Origin of the sequence: Tatumella sp. JGM94, from assembly GCF_018257595.1 — a bacterium.
Classification (GTDB): domain Bacteria; phylum Pseudomonadota; class Gammaproteobacteria; order Enterobacterales; family Enterobacteriaceae; genus Tatumella; species Tatumella punctata.
This window is the reverse complement of record NZ_JAERJN010000031.1, coordinates 1-18192: the sequence shown is the minus strand read 5'-3', so window position 1 is coordinate 18192 and position 18192 is coordinate 1. Positions and strand designations below refer to the sequence as shown.

At 55.1% G+C, this 18192-nt stretch carries 10 protein-coding genes and 2 pseudogenes; 10 read left to right on the top strand and 2 right to left on the bottom strand.

From position 1 onward, the window contains the following. Positions 1-263: 263 nt before the first annotated feature. The 4 genes from JK216_RS16225 to JK216_RS16210 are packed head-to-tail and all read left to right on the top strand — an operon-like array spanning position 264 to position 12731. The gene (locus JK216_RS16225; protein ID WP_212711936.1) at positions 264-1979 is read left to right on the top strand and encodes a ShlB/FhaC/HecB family hemolysin secretion/activation protein; all 1716 of its coding nucleotides are present in this window, start codon (positions 264-266) and stop codon (positions 1977-1979) included. A 10-nt stretch (positions 1980-1989) separates the two neighbouring features. Then, positions 1990-2517: a toxin-activating lysine-acyltransferase gene (locus JK216_RS16220; RefSeq protein WP_212706643.1), complete on the top strand. Its 528-nt coding sequence runs from the start codon at positions 1990-1992 to the stop codon at positions 2515-2517. 13 nt (positions 2518-2530) lie between these two features. Further along, positions 2531-12220, top strand: a complete 9690-nt coding sequence (locus JK216_RS16215; RefSeq protein ID WP_249213142.1) for a hemagglutinin repeat-containing protein — start codon at positions 2531-2533, stop codon at positions 12218-12220. A gap of 1 nt (position 12221) precedes the next feature. Continuing rightward, the gene (locus tag JK216_RS16210; protein WP_212711937.1) at positions 12222-12731 is read left to right on the top strand and encodes a DUF2247 family protein; all 510 of its coding nucleotides are present in this window, start codon (positions 12222-12224) and stop codon (positions 12729-12731) included. A 49-nt stretch (positions 12732-12780) separates the two neighbouring features. Here the strand turns inward: JK216_RS16210 and JK216_RS16205 are convergent. Next, positions 12781-12996 (bottom strand): annotated as a pseudogene (locus JK216_RS16205) (SymE family type I addiction module toxin); the annotation flags it as partial. A 171-nt stretch (positions 12997-13167) separates the two neighbouring features. Between JK216_RS16205 and JK216_RS17210 the strand changes: the two are divergent. Further along, on the top strand, positions 13168-14712 hold the full coding sequence (locus tag JK216_RS17210) for a VENN motif pre-toxin domain-containing protein (RefSeq protein WP_349290176.1): 1545 nt from the start codon (positions 13168-13170) through the stop codon (positions 14710-14712). A gap of 19 nt (positions 14713-14731) precedes the next feature. Next, positions 14732-14923 (top strand): DUF4926 domain-containing protein, encoded by a 192-nt coding sequence (locus tag JK216_RS16195; protein WP_212711030.1) that lies wholly within the window; start codon positions 14732-14734, stop codon positions 14921-14923. Between the two features lie 68 nt (positions 14924-14991). Here the strand turns inward: JK216_RS16195 and JK216_RS16190 are convergent. Beyond that, positions 14992-15723: pseudogene (locus JK216_RS16190) on the bottom strand (IS256 family transposase); the annotation flags it as partial. Positions 15724-15796: 73 nt separating this feature from the next. Here JK216_RS16190 and JK216_RS16185 point away from each other — a divergent pair. From JK216_RS16185 to JK216_RS16170, 4 genes are all read left to right on the top strand, one after another. After that, positions 15797-16582 (top strand): TNT domain-containing protein, encoded by a 786-nt coding sequence (locus JK216_RS16185; RefSeq protein WP_249213323.1) that lies wholly within the window; start codon positions 15797-15799, stop codon positions 16580-16582. 1 nt (position 16583) lies between these two features. Beyond that, complete coding sequence (locus tag JK216_RS16180; RefSeq protein ID WP_212710704.1) at positions 16584-17000, top strand: Imm63 family immunity protein; 417 nt, start codon at positions 16584-16586, stop codon at positions 16998-17000. A gap of 158 nt (positions 17001-17158) precedes the next feature. Continuing rightward, positions 17159-17671, top strand: coding sequence for a hypothetical protein (locus tag JK216_RS17095; RefSeq protein ID WP_349290175.1), 513 nt, complete (start codon positions 17159-17161; stop codon positions 17669-17671). A 2-nt stretch (positions 17672-17673) separates the two neighbouring features. Beyond that, positions 17674-17937: a hypothetical protein gene (locus tag JK216_RS16170; RefSeq protein WP_212706642.1), complete on the top strand. Its 264-nt coding sequence runs from the start codon at positions 17674-17676 to the stop codon at positions 17935-17937. The last annotated feature ends 255 nt before the right edge of the window (positions 17938-18192 follow it).

The following is an 18192-nucleotide window of genomic DNA, read 5'->3' as shown; positions in this document are numbered from 1 at the left end:
TCGGCGCAGCTATATCCCCTTTATCCCCTTTGAGGAACCGCTCTCCTGGCATGGCCGGCTGTGGAACGCTATTCGGTCATCGTGCGGCGATATTTTCAACCTGCGCGTTATCGGACAGGGTCTGAAGTACATCAGGTGCCACCCGGTGCCCATTACCGGGCAAAATTAAGTTGACCGTGGACAATTTCTGCGCATAATAATTGCATTTTATTACAATTGTTTTCTTTCTTTTTCGTTTATTTGTGTTTTGACAGGGAAAAGTCATGCGCTACTCTGCTTACTCTTCGCTCAGCCTTGCTGTGCGTAAGGTCTGTATTCCATGTGGCCCCGTTGTTTTGCCGCTGTTTATATTCAGCCAACCGTTGCTGGCAGCAACATCAAACAGTGAACAGCTGATCATACAGCAGCAGCGGCAAAAGGCGCTGGAGCAACAACTGATCCCCGCGGCGCCTGATGTGCGCCTGTCACCACCGTCGTCCGGTGCTGGCCGTATTGCTTTCCCGGCAGAAAAACCTTGTTTCCCTATCGATCAGGTCGTGTTGAGCGGCCAGGGCCGGCTCCCCGATTGGCTGCCGTTGCAACGTATCGCCAGTCAGGCACAGGGCCGTTGCCTGGGCGGGCAGGGCATTAACCTGCTGATGAGCACCCTGCAAAACCGGCTGGTGGACCACGGCTATATCACCAGCCGCGTATTGGCACCAACGCAGGATCTGAAAAACGGCCAACTGCGATTATTAGTGGTGCCAGGCTACGTGCGGCAGGTGAAACTGACGCCGGACAGCGGCCATTACATTCAGCCCTACAGCAGCATCCCGGCCCATGCGGGCAACCTGCTGGATCTGCGTGATATTGAACAGGGACTGGAAAACCTGCAACGCTTGCCGACGGTGCAGGCCAGTATGGAAATTATCCCCGGTGAACAGCCCGGCGAAAGCGACATTGCCCTGAGCTGGAAGCAGCAGCGCATGTGGCGTATTGGCGTCTCGCTGGATGATTCCGGCACCAGGAGTACCGGGCGTTATCAGGGCGGTTTGACCCTGTCGCTGGATAACCCGTTTTCGCTCAGTGATCTGTTCTATATCTCCGGCTCTGCCGATCTGCAAAACCAGGGCGGCAAGGGGTCGAAGAACATCACCGGGCACTATTCGGTGCCTTTCGGTTACTGGATGGCCGGCGTCACCGCCAACAGCTATGACTACCACCAGACCATTGCCGGGCAGAATCAGGACTACCGTTACCGCGGCAACAGCAGGAACCTGGATTTCCAACTCAGCCGGGTGCTGCACCGTAACGGCAGCCAGAAAACCATGCTGACCTATGACGTGCTGGCGCGCGAGTCCGGCAACTACATCAACGATACCGAAGTGGAAGTACAGCGCCGGCGTACCTCAGGATGGCGGCTGGGATTGCAGCACCGCCACTATATTCAACAAGCCACGCTGGACGCGGGTATCAGCTACCAGCGCGGTACCCGTTGGTTTGGCGCATTACCTGCGCCGGAAGAGACCTTTGGCGAGGCGACGGCACTCAGCAAAATTGTGCAGCTTAACGCCCGGCTCGACGTGCCATTCAGCCTGCTCAGCCAGAACTTCCGCTACAACGTGCAATACCAGCGTCAGATCAGCGATACGCCGCTGACGCCGCAGGACCAGTTCGCTATCGGCAACCGCTGGACGGTGCGCGGCTTTGATGGCGAGCGTACCCTGAACGCCAATCACGGCTGGTTCGTCCGTAACGATCTGGCCTGGCGTACGCCGTTACAGGGGCAGGAGTTGTATCTCGGTGCCGACTACGGCGAAGTGGGCGGCTACGGTTCAGACTATCTGGTTGGGCAGCATCTGGCCGGTGGCGTAGTGGGCCTGCGCGGCTATGCCTTCAGGGTCGGTTACGATCTGTTCGCCGGCGTGCCTTTCTCCAAACCCGGGGAATTCAGCACCAGCCCGGTCACTCTGGGTTTTAACCTTAGCTGGAACTACTGAGGACACGACCATGCGCATAGGCGAATATGATATCAGGGCGCCGTTGATCCTCGGCGGTGAAGACAGCGAGGCAGAAGCCTTTGGCGCGGCGGTATGGCTGTGGATGCATTCGCCGATGCACCGCGACGCCCCGTTGCACACTCTGCCGACACTGCTGCTGCCGATCATCAAGCGACAGCAATATGTGCTGGCGTCGCAGCGAAATCAGCCGGTATTTTTCCTCAGCTGGGCGTGGATGAATCAAGAGGCCGAGGCGCGTTATCTGACACAGCCTGCGGTTAACATGCTGGAAATTGACTGGAACAGCGGCGATCGCATGTGGTTTTGTGACTGGATAGCGCCTTTCGGGCATACGCGGGAAATGCGTAATCTAATCACGCGGGAAATCTTCCCGCACCTGTGCATGCGGGCGCTGTATCACCGCGGAGAGCAGCGTGGAAAGCGCGTGGTGAACTTTAAAGGCGCGCAGGTTAGCCATCATCAGGCGCAGCAATGGCGGGCAAGTCACCCGGTAGCCGTGGAGCTGTCAGAAATTTAATAAGGATATTGCCATGAACAAGGACAGGTATCGTATCGTTTTCAGCAAAGCGCGTGGCATGCTGGTGGTGGCGGCGGATATCGCCCGTTCCGGTCGTGCCGGATCTGCCCGCTCGTCTGGTCCGGGGCATACCCAGAGTCAGTGCATTGGCAGGATGAACGCCATCAGCTTTAGCCTGTTAATATCGCTGGGGGCTATCCAACCGGTGCAGGCGGCGATTATTGCCGACGGCAATGCGCCGGGCGGCCAGCAGCCGACCATCATCAACAGCGCCAACGGTACGCCACAGGTCAATATCCAGACGCCAGGCGCCGGCGGGGTTTCGCGCAATACCTATAGCCAGTTTGACGTCGACAAGCGGGGCGTGATCCTCAACAATTCCCATAAAATGACCCAAACTCAACAGGGTGGCTGGGTCGACGGTAACCCGTGGCTGGCGAAAGGCGAAGCCAGGATAATTCTCAACGAAGTCAATTCCCGCGACCCCAGCCGTCTGAACGGTTATATCGAGGTTGCCGGACAGCGTGCTCAGGTGGTAATCGCCAACCCGTCCGGCATTACCTGTAATGGCTGCGGCTTTATCAACGCCAGCCGCGCCACCCTGACCACCGGTCAGGCGCAGATCAACAACGGTAACCTGACCGGCTTTAACGTTGAGCGGGGTGAAGTGGTGGTTGAAGGCGCCGGTATGGACAGTTCGCGCCAGGATTACACTGAAATCATTGCGCGTTCGGCGAAGATCAATGCCGGATTGTGGGCTAACGATCTTAAGGTCACTACCGGACGCAACAAGGTGGATGCGGCGCATCAACAGATCGACAAACAAAGCGACGATCCTTCCACCCGCCCGCAGCTGGCGGTCGATGTGGCTAAACTGGGCGGCATGTACGCCGGTAAGATCCGCATGATCGGCACCGAAACCGGCGTCGGGGTGCGTAATGCCGGTAACATCGGTGCGCAGGCCGGTAGCGTGGTGGTCACCGCCGATGGCCGCATTGAAAACAGCGGTAAAATCAGTAGTGGCGGCGATACGCAACTGGCCTCGAAGGGCGGTGTCAGCAACAGCGGCTCACTGTTCGCGGCGGGTCATACCGGCATCAGCAGCGGTGGCGAGGTGCAAAACAGCGGATCTATTGCGGCTGGCAATAATCTGCGGATACAGGCCGCCAGCCTGAACAGCAGCAAAGGCAGTACGCTGGCGGCCGGTGTGCAACAGGATGGCCGGCCTGGCGGCAGCGGCGAACTGGCGTTAACCACCAGTGGAAAACTGACTGCACAGGGGCTAAATCTGGCGGCAGGCAACCTGCGCGTGAACGGGCAGGGCGTGGATATCAGCGGCAGCCGCACCGCAGCGGCTCAGGTCACGCTGCAAGCCGGGTCCGGCGATTTGTCCACGGCCAGTGCGCAGGTTACAGCCACGCAACAGCTCACCGCCAGCAGCGGCAAGCGGTTCAATAATGACGGTGGCAGGCTGGCGGCAAATACACTGGCGCTTAATGCGCATGACTTATCCAACCGCAAGGGGGAAATCACCCAGTCTGGCGAAGGTAACCTCCGGTTGAACCCACAGGGCAAACTGGATAACGCCGGTGGCCGTATTGCCAGCAATAGCAATGACCTGACGCTGGACGCCGGTTCGATCGACAACCAGGGCGGGCAAATCATCCATGCGGGTAAAGGTGCGCTGGCGGTGAATACCGGTCGCTTGCAGGGCGATGGCGGCAAGCTGCTGTCCAACGGCCAGCTCAGCATGCAGGGCGGCGACTACGTGTTGGACGACGCTACCACTTCGGCACAGCAGATCGCGCTGGATGCCGACAGCCTGTCTAACCGCAACGGTCAACTGGTGCAGAGCGGTAAGAGTGAGATGCGCCTCAGCGTCAGTGAGGGGATTGATAACCAGGGCGGCCAACTGGCGGGCAATGGCAAGGTCGCGCTTAACGCCGCGCGGTTGAACAACCAGAGCGGCAAAGTGATTGCTGCGCAGGACGGCAGCCTGAAGGCGCAGGTCAGCGGCGCTATCGATAACCGCCAGGGGCAACTGGCGGCCAGCGGCGATACTCAGCTACGGGCGGACAGGCTGGATAACCGCAAGGGGCTGGTTTCTGCCGCGACGGGCAATGCTGAGGTCACGGCGCAACAGGCGCCGGATAACCGCGGCGGCCGTATTGAGGCCAGACAGGCTCTGCAACTGACGGGTGCCGGGCTGGAGAATCAGGCCGGGCAGGTAGCGGGCGGCGCGCTTTCGCTGGCGCTGGGCAACGGGGCGCTGAATAACCTGCAGGGCGTCATCGCTGCCAGCGGCGATCTGAGCCTGAGCAGTGGTGCGCTGAACAATAACGCTGGTCTGCTGCAATCCGCGGGCAATATGAATATTGACACCCGGGACGCGGCGTTGAGTAACCGTCTGAGTGGTGAAAGCGGCGGTATTCTCAGCCAGGGGATGTTGACGATCCACAGCGGTGCGCTGGACAACAGCCAGGGCACTCTGGCCGGCAAGCAGCAGCTGAATATCGACAGCCTGGCACTGACCAACGACGGTGGACTGTTGCAGGCGGGCGGTGATGCGCGCATCGATACGCACGGACAGGCCCTGAGCAATCGTGACAGCGGCAGGCATGGTGGTATCAGCAGTCTGGGCAAACTGACGATCGCCAGCGGTGCTGTGGATAACCTGGCCGGTTTTATCGCCAGTTCGGGTGACCTGCAACTGCATGGCGAGCAACTGGATAATCGCCGCGGCACCCTGGCTTCAGAGAAGCAGCTGTCGGCCACCGTCAGGGTGATCAATAACCAGACCGGGGCGATCAAGTCCGGTCAGGAGATGGTGCTGAATGCTGAAGACGTGCTGGATAACAGCAATCTTGGGGTGATTGGCGCAGGTAAAAAACTGCAGCTGGACAGCGGCCATCTGCTGAACAATCAGGGCACGCTGGTCAGCGCCGATACGGCTAAGATTCATTTCGGCCTGCTGGAAAACCGGGGCGGCCAGTTGGCGGCACAGACGGCGCTGGAGCTGCACGGCAATAGCCTCAGGAACAATGACGGCGGCCTGATCCAGAGTGGTCAGGGATTAGATCTAACGGTTGAACGGCTGACCAACGCCAGCAGCGGCGACAAGGGCGGCATTACCAGCCAGGGGGCGATGAACCTCACGACCGGCGGGTTCAATAACGGCCAGGGCGTGGTGATTGCCGCTAAAGACTTGCGGATCGATGCCGAAACGCTGCTCAACGGTGGCGGCAAACTAGTGGCGCAGCAGAGATTGGTGCTGAATACCCCCGGCACGGGCGGCCTGAATAACCAGGGGGGATTGGTGCAGTCGGGCACGGATATGTATGTCGATACCTACGGCCAGCGGCTGGATAACCAGAACGGTACCTTGTACAGCCCGGGTAAACTGCAGCTCAGCAGTGGCGACGTCAATAATCAGGGCGGTACGCTGGGAGCCAAAGGCGACTTCGCCCTGGCAGCGCTAAATCTGGACAATGCTAACGGCGGGCGGATTATTGGCGAACAGACGATCCGGCTGTCCAGCGTCAGTCTGGATAACCGCAACGGACAAATTCAGGCGGTCGGCAACCTGTTGCTGGACAGCGGGCGGGGGATTATCGACAACGCCCGGGGGCTGATCCGCAGCGGTGCCACTGCGACGCTCAATGCCCTGCAGTTGATCAATGACGACACCGGGGCGGAAAATAAAGGCCTGGAAGGCGAGGCCGTGGTGCTGAACACCGGCGCGATCAACAACCGTGGCGGCAGTATTCTGGCTAACCAACAGCTGACTATCACCAACGGCGGTCAGTTGGATAACAGCGCGGGTCAGCTGGCTGCCAGCGAAACCCTGCAGTTGCAGGGCACGGCGTTTAACCTGCTGAACACCGGCGGCATCGTCAAGGCTGGTAAGCTGCTGGACATTAACGCCACAGCGGTCGGCGGCGACGGGCAATTGTTGTCGCTGGGCGATATCAGCCTGGTCAGTGCCCGGGGCATCAATAACCGCGGTGAGATGATTGCCAACGGTAATTTCAACCTCACCACGCCGGGCGATGTGACTAACAGCGGCAAACTGCTGGCGGGCGCCAGGTTTGATCTGCGCGCCAGTAATCTGTTGAATGCCGCCAGCGGCGAGATTAACGCCGGGCAGGATTGGCTGACGGTCAACGGCACCCTGACCAACGATGGCCTGATTGATGGCAAACATACGTTGATCTACGCCGACACGCTGACCAACATCGGCACCGGCCGTATTTATGGTGATGCTATTGGCGTGCAAACCGTCACCTTTAACAACCTGGCGGAGAACGGCACTGCTGCCACGCTGGCCGGGCGCGAAAGGGTGGATATCGGCAGCCAAACGCTGAATAACGACCAGCATGGGTTAATTTACAGCGGCGGGGACATGGCGATTGGCGGCCAGCTTGACGCCAGTTACCTGGCTACCGGCCAGGCCGGTACCCTCAACAATCACAGTTCGACCCTGCAATCTGCGGGTAACATGGCGATTTCGGCCGGACAGATCAACAACATCAACGACCGCTTTACTACCGAACTGGTTACCGTTTCCACCGGAAAAATTACCGGGTATCAGCAATCGGCTGATCCGGTACGCTGGATGGCCGGAGAAGAGGGTGTGTTTGTTGACCGCAATTCAGCAGACTCGCTGTTGAACCTTAATACCCCTGGCAAAACCGGGTATGGGAATGACAGGTTCAGCCAATACGACTACAACCGCACGGTGCAGGAAACCCGGGTCAGGGAAAGCGAACCGGGCAAAATTATCGCGGGTAGCGATATGGCGATCAACACCGGGCATTTGCTGAACGATAAGAGCCAGGTGATCGCGGGCGGCACGCTGGCGATAAATGCCGGCAGCGTGGATAACGTGGCGGTGCCGGGCCAGCGCCTGACCACCGACGTCGGCGAAGTGACCAGTTACTACCGCATCAGGAAGAAGGGTAAAGATAAGCAGGGGCACAATACCACGGCCTATACGCCACCGACCACCATTCAGACCATTTCACTGAAGCCGGGCCAGCTGACTGACCATCAACAGGTGGCAGGTAACCCGATCGCCATTGCCCCGCTGACGCAGCAGGGCACCAATACCCCTATCGGCGCTGCCGGCGGGGTCAGTGCGGCAGTCAGCGGCAGTGATATTTCCGCCAGCCTGCAGACCATTGGCAGTGGCGCGCTGCCGGTGATCCCGGCCGTAGCGTTGCAGCCGGGCCAGCAGTTCGAAGTCGCCAACAGGGTCAATAGCCAGCAAGGCGACGCAGCGGACAGCGTGGTGCGCATTGTCGGGCCGGACACCCGTTTGCCGGACAACAGCCTGTTCATGACTAATCCGGCACCGGGCGGCCAGTATCTGGTGGAGACCGATCCGCGTTTCACCAGCCAGAAAGCCTGGCTGGGCTCGGATTACATGATGGGTAAAGTGACTAACAATCCGGACAATGTATTGAAGCGGCTGGGCGACGGTTACTACGAACAGCGGTTGATCCGCGAACAGGTAATCAACCTGACCGGGCAGCGCTATCTGGAGGGTTACAGCAACGACGAAGAGCAGTTTAAGGCACTGATGGATCAGGGGGTGGCCTTCAGTCAGCAATATAACCTGAAGGTGGGCGTAGCGCTGACGGCCGGACAGATGGGCTTACTGACCCGGGATATCGTTTGGCTGGTGAAGGCCAGCGTCACCTTGCCGGACGGCAGCCAGCAAGACGTCCTGGTGCCGCAAGTGTATGCCCGCATGCAACCGGGCGATCTGGACGGCTCCGGTGCGCTGATTGCCGGGCGTAACCTTAATCTCAATCTGGGCGAAGGCTTGTTCAACAGCGGCCATATCGCCGGGCGTGACGTGGTGAAACTGAGCGCCGCCAACATCACGAACATGGCGGGCCGCATTCAGGGGACCGACGTTGACCTGACTGCCCGCACCGAGATTAACAATATCGGCGGGCTGATCCGGGGTAACAACTCGCTTCTGGCCAGCGCCGGGCGTGATATCAATACCATCAGCATAACCAGCACGGCACAGAGCATTTACGGTGACAACAGCTTCGAACGCACCAATATTGACAGCGTGGCTGGCATGTACGTGCAGGGAAGCGACGGCAAGCTGATACTGCAGGCCGGTCGCGACATCAGGCTGGATGCGGCTCAGGTGGTTAACCGCGGTGAGAATGGCCAGACCCTGCTGAGTGCCGGGCGCGATCTCACCCTGAATACGGTGACCACGGCCAGCCGCGATAACCTGATCTGGAATGGCGACAACAGCCTGAAACAGAGCAACAGCCAGCAGGCCGGCAGCGAAGTGGTGGGTAAAGGGGCGGTGACCCTCAATGCCGGGAACGATATCACTGCCCATGCCGCAACGGTTTCGGCCGGTGATGGACTGAATCTTAATGCCGGCCATAACATTAATCTTCTCAGCGGCGAGAACACCCTCGATCTGGACGAACGACACAAGGTGACCGGCGGTAACGGCCTGATGTCGAAAACCACTACCACCACCCGCGACATTCTGGAGCGCCAGAGCGTACAGGGGACTCTCCTGAGCGGCGATAGCATTAATGTGTTGGCGGGCAACGATTTACGGGTTCAGGGCAGCAGCGTGGCCGGGACTCAGGACGTGAAACTGCTGGCAGGGAACGATCTGAACATCACCGGTGCGACCGAAAGCAACAGTGAACTGCACCTCAGGCAGGAGAAAAAATCCGGCCTGATGAGCAGCGGTGGTATCGGCATCAGCTACGGCACCGAAAGCCTGAAAACCACGGAGACCGCGCAGGGGCTGACTAATCAGGGCAGCACCGTCGGTAGCGTAAACGGTAACCTCACCCTGGGGGCCGGTAATCATCTGGCGGTGACAGGCTCCGGGCTGGTGGCCGGCAAGGACATGGCGCTGACTGGCAGGAATGTGTCGGTGACACAGGCGCAGGATCAAAACAGCCAGACTCACAAGGTTGAACAGAAGAAATCCGGTCTGACGCTGGCACTGTCCGGCACGGTTGGCAGTGCACTGAATACTGCGGCAGAAACCTCGCAGCAGGCGAAACTCACTGGCGACAGTTGCCTGGCGGCATTGCAGGGTACCAGGGCGGCACTGAGCGGCATACAGGCGGTGCAGGCGGCGAGTTTGGCGCAAGCGCAGGGTGCCGATCCGGCCAATAACAATATGGCGGGGATCAGCATTTCCTATGGCACCCGGTCTTCCGCGTCCACCCAAAACAGCGGACAGAGCACCGCGCAGGGCAGCAGCCTGACGGCGGGCAACAACCTGAACATTACCGCCAGCGGCAACGGTGTGAAGGGCCAGTACGGCGACATCCTGGTGCAGGGCAGCCAGTTGCAGGCAGGCAAAGATGTCACCCTGAATGCCAGCCGCGACGTGAATCTGCTTTCCGCCAGCAACACCCGGTATCTGGACGGTAAAAACGAGAGCCAGGGCGGCACACTGGGCGCAGGTATCGGTGCCGGTTCCGGCGGTATCGGGCTGAGCGTTTCCGCCAGCGTCAACAAGGGCAAGGGTAACGAGAAGGGTAACGGCACCAGCCAGACCGAAACCACGGTTAATGCCGGTAATCAGGTCAGGATTACCAGCGGGCGCGATACCAGCCTGACAGGCGCACAGGTCACCGGCGAATCGGTCCGGGCTGACGTGGGCCGCAACCTGCTGCTGGAAAGCCAGCAGGACAGCGATCGTTACGCTTCCGGGCAGCAGAACGTCGGCACCGGTGGCAGCTTTACCTTCGGCTCGATGACCGGTTCGGGCAGCATCAGCCTGAGCAAAGACAAAATGCACAGCAATTACGACAGCGTGCAGGAACAGACGGGTATCTTCGCCGGCAAAGGCGGTTTTGATATCACCGTGGGCGAACAGACCCGGCTGAACGGTGCGGTTATCGGGTCGACGGCGACGGCAGAGAAGAATAAACTGGATACCGGCATGCTGGCGTTTAGTGATATCAACAACAGTGCTGCGTATAAAGTCGAACACCAGAGCGTGGGTATCAGCACGGGCGGTAGCGTGGGCGGTCAGTTCCCGGGTAACGTGACCAGCGGGCTGCTGGTGGGCGCGAACGGCAGCGGAAGCGACCGCTCGGCCACGAAGTCCGCGGTAAGCGCAGGCACGATAGTTATTCGCGATAAGGATAAGCAACAGCAGGATGTGGCCGGGCTGAGCCGTGACGTGGAGCATGCCAGCCAGACGCTGAGTCCCATCTTCGACAAGGAGAAACAGCAGAAACGGCTACAGCAGGCGCAGCTGATAGGGGAAATCGGCAGTCAGGCAGCGGATATCGTCCGGACGCAGGGCCAGACAGAAGCTACAAAAGCCGGTAAGACAGAACTGGCTGCGAAAGGCGTCAAAGAGCCGGGCGCAAATGCCACGAAGGAAGATATCGCTGCGTACAACAAAACCCTGACGGAAAGCTCCGGCTACAAAACGGCCCAACAGAAATGGGGCACCGGCAGCGCCATCCGGCAGGGTATGCAGGCCGCGACGGCGGCGGTACAGGGGCTGGCGGGTGGCAATCTGGCGCAGGCGCTGGCCGGGGGGCTTAGTCCTTATGCGGCGGGGGTCATCAGGGAGATGACAACCAACGCGGATGGCAGCACCAGCGTTGCGGCAAACGCGATGGCGCATGCGGTATTGGGGGCGGTCGCAGCGAAGGTCAGTGATAATAGTGCATTAGCGGGGGCCGCCGGCGCGGCCAGCGGCGAGCTGATGGCGCGCTATATAGCGGAGACACTTTACCCGGGTGTGAAACCGGAAAACCTGACGGAAGAGCAAAAACAGACCCTGAGCGTGCTGGGAACATTAGCCGCAGGGCTGGCCGGCGGACTGGCGGGAGAGGGCACCGGCGATGCCATAGCAGGTGCACAAAGCGGCAAGAATGCGGTTGAGAATAACTATCTGAGCACTGCGCAGAAGGCTCAGAAGGATAAGGAAATCGCCGAATGCCAGACCACATCCTGTAAAGCCGGTGTTCAAGCAAGGTGGACTGCTGCCAGCGCTGCCCAGGATGTAAGCTATGCCGCGGGAATGCTTGCAGGCGTACCGGCAGGACTGTATGACGCTGTTGACAGTATCGTAAAAACGGCCAGTAGTCCGGTTGAAACGTATCAGGCGCTGAAGTCGCTGTTTAACAGCGGTGATGTTCTTGGTAACGTGTCGGATGCGGTGAAGCAATCGTATATTGACCGCATTGACCGGATGGAAGCGGAATATCAGAAAGCCGGAGCCAGCGGGTCGTTTAATGCGGGTGTTGAAGGTGGCAAGCTGGTCACGGATATCGCCGGGTTGCTGGCTGGCGGTGCCGGGGTTGTTAAAGGTGGCGCAGTACTGACAGAAAAAGTTGTCGCAAAAACCCCTGGTATGATGGAAACAGCATTAAAATCTTCGGTTGTTAATAAAATACTGGAAGCAGACCGAATTGGCAGTGGGTTAAAACCAGATCCTACTCATAGAGGTGCAAGTTACCTGAGCCGCGAACAATTGATGGATGGAAAAGTTTCCACTATCAAAGGCGGTGATGGTATAGAAAGAAAATTACTGCAAGCGGAAGGTTCCTTTAATGATAAGAAAGGTATATTTGAATACATCTATGATAATAAAGGAAACGTCACACACCAAAGATTTATTGAAGGTGGTAGTATTACCGGTGCTCCTAACCAACGATCGCCGAAGGTAAAATGACATGAATTTATATCCAATACCTTTTGATTTTATTGATAAAAATGTTCATCTTTCATGGTGTGATGTAAGGTGGGGTTATGAAAATAACCTCATTACCTCAGACGTACCAATAAAGAAAGCAGAAAAGAATGTATTAACAGGAAGTTATACTAATCCTGAACTTGAATTATCATTCATTATACCTAGTAAATTAAATAACATTGATCCTTTCCTAAAGGATTTATGTTCGGAATTTGAGCGGAAAGATGATCCAAAAATCAAAAAAAAGTGGCTGTTTATTGTTCTGAGTTGGCTTTGGAATAATCGTAATAGTTACGACGATCCATTAGCTGAAGTTGAAGTCATTTATGCTGATTTTGATTATCCATCTGAAATAGAAAACTTTATTAAATACATGCCTCCTTCTGATGGATATGATCCATCAACGCACTCTCAAATAGAAAATATTAATCATTTAATGAGCAGGTGGGAAAATTATTTAGAAAAAGGCTCTTCTGTATTTAAAAGTTAGAGAAATCCCAGCCCTTATCGGGGCTGGGATTTTTTTGCCTGTTGCTCAGTCAGGCCCGCTTCTTCGGCCTGGCCATGACCTGAATCACCCCCAAGAGCTCGCACTGCTTACGGGCGGAGAACTTAGGGCAGAGCTGGCGTAGGGTCTGTATCACTTTCGGCTCCGGCGAGGGCTGTTTAACAGTCAGAATCAGACAGTCCGGCAGCACCTTCACTTCCAGCGGCGTTCCCGTCTCAAAACCTGCCTGCTCCAGCCAGTAGCCCTTAAGGGTAACCGCCCGGCTCCAGCCGCGATGTAAAAACGGGTAATGACAGCGCGCTTAGTGCTGTTAAACTGAGCTAACGGATAACGCAGGGAACGCGGGATGAAATGGATAGCTAACGCCCTGATATGGCTGCTATGCCTGGTGATGTTCACCAGTGTGGCAGCCTGTCCGGTGGAAAAAAGCGCGTCGGGGGACATAATCCCGGCTATCAGAATACGTCCGCAAGGTCTCTTTTTAACCGACCGTCTTTACAGGGGAAATTACTGTTCATCACCAGACTCCACGTCAGGCCTTGTTAATCCCATCCTCGACAGGGAGAAACAGCAGAAACGGCTACAGCAGGCGCAGCTGATAGGGGAAATCGGCAGTCAGGCAGCGGATATCGCCCGGACGCAGGGCCAGACAGAAGCTACAAAAGCCGGTAAGACAGAACTGGCTGCGAAAGGCGTCAAAGAGCCGGGCGCAAATGCCACGAAGGAAGATATCGCTGCGTACAACAAAACCCTGACGGAAAGCTCCGGCGACAAAACGGCCCAACAGAAATGGGGTACCGGCAGTGCCATCCGGCAGGGTATGCAGGCCGCCACGGCGGCGGTACAGGGGCTGGCGGGTGGCAATCTGGCGCAGGTGCTGGCCGGGGGGCTTAGTCCTTATGCGGCGGGGGTCATCAGGGAGATGACAACCAACGCGGATGGCAGCACCAGCGTTGCGGCAAACGCGATGGCGCATGCGGTATTGGGGGCGGTTGCAGCGAAGGTCAGTGATAATAGTGCATTAGCGGGGGCCGCCGGCGCGGCCAGCGGCGAGCTGATGGCGCGCTATATAGCGGAGACGCTTTACCCGGGAGTGAAACCGGAAAACCTGACGGAAGAGCAAAAACAGACCCTGAGCGTGCTGGGAACATTAGCCGCAGGGCTGGCCGGCGGACTGGCGGGAGAGGGCACCGGCGATGCCGTGGTAGGTGCACAAAGCGGCAAGAATGCGGTGGAGAATAATGCGCTGAGTGCAGGCTCAGATCTTGGGTTCTGGCTGGGTAATACCCCAGGCTGTGATACGGCCTGTAAGACCGGCATTGCGAAAGGTGTTGCTGAAGGAAATCTGGTGGTGTCAGCAGGCGTTGCTGGGGTGGCCGGTGGTGCAATGATAGTAGGAGCCACGCCGGAAATAGTGGCGGCAGCCAAAGCAGCGCTGGAAGGTTGTAAAGCGGCACCGGCAATCTGTCTGAATAACGCAGGGTTGCAAGTAGCAGAAGGAGTAACACCTGGTGGTGTAGGTGCAGCGGGAGCTATTGGGGTTGGTAAAACGGCCGCAGAGGCGGCGGCGAAAGCAGAAGCTGTTGTGGCTAATACCGCGAAGAATGCTGGAAATGGCAGCATCATAAATTCGATTAAAAATACAGCTGAGACACAAGTTAGTGTTGATCAGAAATTAGCTAACTATCTGTTAGATAAGCAACATCCTGTTGGAGGAAGTAAGGCGGAATGGTTCGATAGTGCTCTTGGTTTTAACAAAACAAACTCAAACGAGCTTGCGAAACAAATCGTTTTTGACTCCGGTAAAGCCGTTAAAACAGCAGAAACGCAGTTTGGTACTAAATATGATCAGGTGATACCAATAACTGGTACGAATGGTAGAACGATCAACGTTAAATTTGGTTGGATCGAGAATAATGACGGCGTGGTTAGGCTCGTAACAGCTATTCCAGCTAAGAAATAAATATATTGGTATTTACTTTATGATCAAAGAATATGATGTAGTTAAAGCCAAAAAGGACTTGTCTGACACTGTGCTAACAGGATGTAGGGGAGCTGTTGTTATGATATATCAAGAGCCTACTTTAGGTTATGAAGTTGAATTCGTTGATAATGAAGGCGCTACATTAGATGTTTTGACGGTTTACCCTGATGACATTGAATCATCAAGGTAACAATATATTTTTAGTAACACTCAAAGACCCCGGCCAGTTGGAGGGTGTTCATTATTCTGTGTCAAGGCTTACAGGTCGATATGATTATCAAGTCGACCGGCGAAGTGGATCGACAACTGAGACAGTGTCAGATTCCAGTTCTGTACCGGGTGGGTCCAGCGCTCTGATGCTCGTAAAATACCGGCATAAAGTAACTTCAGCAAGCTATTTTCATTAGCAAAACCGCCTTTGGTTTTCGTCAGCTTGCGGAACTGACGGTGGACAGCCTCTACCGCATTGGTGGTGTAAATTGCTGTTCGAACATAGTCGGGATATTTAAAATACGCTGATAACGTCTGCCATTTGTTACGCCAGGAGTTAATAACAACCGGATATTTTTCGCCCCAACGGCTCTCCAGTTCGTCCAGCGCCTGCTCTGCTGCATTCAGTGTTGCAGCCTTGTAGACACACTTTAAGTCGGCCATGAAGGCTTTCTGGTTCTTGCTGGCGACATATTTAAGTGAGTTGCGTATCTGGTGGATAATACAATGCTGAATCTCTGTTTGTGGATAGATGGATTCTATAGCTTCCGGGAAACCTTTAAGACCATCAACACAGGCTATCAGGATATCTTTAACGCCCCGGTTATGCAGGTCGGTCAGAACGCTGAGCCAGTGATGAGCGCCTTCATTTTCAGACAGATACAGACCCAATAGTTCTTTTTTACCCTCAATATTCAGTGCCAGAATCGTGTAAACCGCTTTGGTGATGAAGCGGCCATTTTCTTTGATTTTATAGTGAATGGCATCCAGCCAGACCACATCCTGTAAAGCCGGTGTTCAAGCAAGGTGGACTGCTGCCAGCGCTGCCCAGGATGTAAGCTATGCCGCGGGAATGCTTGCAGGCGTACCGGCAGGACTGTATGACGCTGTTGACAGTATCGTGAAAACGGCCAGTAGTCCGGTTGAAACGTATCAGGCGCTGAAGTCGCTGTTTAACAGCGGTGATGTTCTTGGTAACGTGTCGGATGCGGTGAAGCAATCGTATATTGACCGCATTGACCGGATGGAAGCGGAGTATCAGAAAGCCGGAGCCAGCGGGTCGTTTAATGCGGGTGTTGAGGGCGGCAAGCTGGTGACAGACATTGCCAGTCTTCTGGCTGGCGGTGCCGGAGTGGTGAAAGGTGGCGCGGTACTGACGGAGAAAGTTGTTGCTAAGGTTGCGGGTAAGGCTGAGTCGGCAGTTGTAAATGCAGGAAAAGTGCCAAAGAATCCTAATTCATCGAGTGCAATTACAGATAGTGAAGCCGGAGGTTATTCGTACTATGACAAGTTCAAAAATGCTGATGGTGGATGGAATTGGCCTAAGAATCTAGGATTTGAAGGAGATCCTGTTAAAACTACTATACCAGTAGGCACTCGCTTAGATAGGTATGGAGAGCCTAGTGGTTCTTTCCTTGCTCCAAAAGGGACACCTTACGAACAACGTGCTCTTGCACCAGGTGCTAAGGCTGAAAAATACTATGAGTATGAGGTAATCAAACCGTTGCCTGCTATACAGGGTAAAATTGCCCCTGCTTTTGGTGAGCCAGGGGGAGGGATTCAAATATTACCTAATATGCAAGATCGAGTGAATGTAGAATGGCTCTTGAAGAATGAATATATCCGTGAGGTTCGCTGATATGCTGCTGAATATCGAAGAAATACAAAAAAAAATTGACGACCTGACCTTGCGAGCTGGTCTACCAAGACATTCTGTTAATCTTTGTACCTCCCCAATTGGTGATGGTACTCCATATGTTACATTTGAAAATGATGTATATAATTTTATTCATTCAGAAAGAGGGTATGAATTCTCGCGTAAGATTACTGGATCGCTAGATGAGCTACTTTATTGGATTATGTCGGAACTTGCTTATAAGACAGCATTTCAATATGAGTTAGAATACAGGGTGAAAGGTAGAGATGGACGACGCATCGCCTTCCCAAAATTTATTGAGTTAATGGCAAGTATGAATATTTCATGGGAGCCAAAAGCACAACGTGAAATTCAAAATATTCTGACCGAAGTGCCCTACGACGATAGTCTTTATACATAAGGGTAACGAATCCCAGCTATTGCGGCTGGGTTGTTGTTGAGAATAATGCGCTGGGAAGTATTCTGGCAGCAGCGAATAAGCAGAAACCGGGAACCACTGCGAATTACGAATCGGGAACACAGGCTGCTATTAAAGAGGCCTGTAGTGGCGGAACACCGGTGTCCTGTGAAACGGCAATGGCAGCAGTAGGGAGCGCTTTAGCCTGGCCGTTATTACCCGCAGCGGCAGCGACGACCAGCCTGATAGGTGCAGGTGCTAACGCTGGAGTGGGTTATCTGATGAATGGTGAAGTGAACCCGAATGATGTGATTCTGGGTTACTGGACAGGTGCGCTGACTGCCGGAACGGGGCTATGGGGTACAATCGCCGTGAATGCAGGTAGCGGTGCCACCTCCAGCTGGATTAAAGGTGACGATCCGCTGAAAGGTGGTGTAATCAGTGGTGCGGCGATTGGGAGCGGGATTAAAGGGGAGAATCCGATTAACTCTATGGCTGGTGCAGGATTCGGTAGCGTGGCTGGAGGAATCGCTGGGAAGGTTGCATCAGAAGTCATAAAGCCAGTTGTTAAGGAGACAACATCTGAAGTAGCTGAAGCTGCTATTGGTTCCATTACATCTGAAGTGGCTGGTAATAAAGTTAAAGAGCAATTAGACCATGGGAGGAAAAAATAATAATGTTCAAGAAAATTGGATATCCATTGTTTATTTACCTCGTTTTATATTGGGTGATGATGATTTTCTTAATAGTTTTTTTATTAAGTCTTGGTATTGCATTCATTTTTTACTTGGGAAATGATAGTGGTTTTTATTTTGATTTTTTTAAAGAAGCAACTTATTCCCTAAGTAAGGCTGTACCAGGTGGTAGTATCCTGGGAAGTGGCCTCTGGATAAAAGTCTGGCTACAAGAGAGGAAAGATAAAAAAAGTTTATCAAAATAAACTCTCATCAATTCCAGCCTTAGTGTCGGGATTATTGTGGAGAATAATCATTTAAGCCTGTCAAATGGAATGATGAATTATGGTCAGGCGGTTGCCTCCTGGAGCCAGTACGCAACGGATAATAATCTCACGCCGGAACAAACCCAGACCGGACTGAATCAATTGGCGAAAGGTGATTTGATCCTACCCGCGTAATATGGACACGGCCCTAAGCGAGGGTCTGGTTTTCAAATTGTTCCGGACTGAGACCGCCAC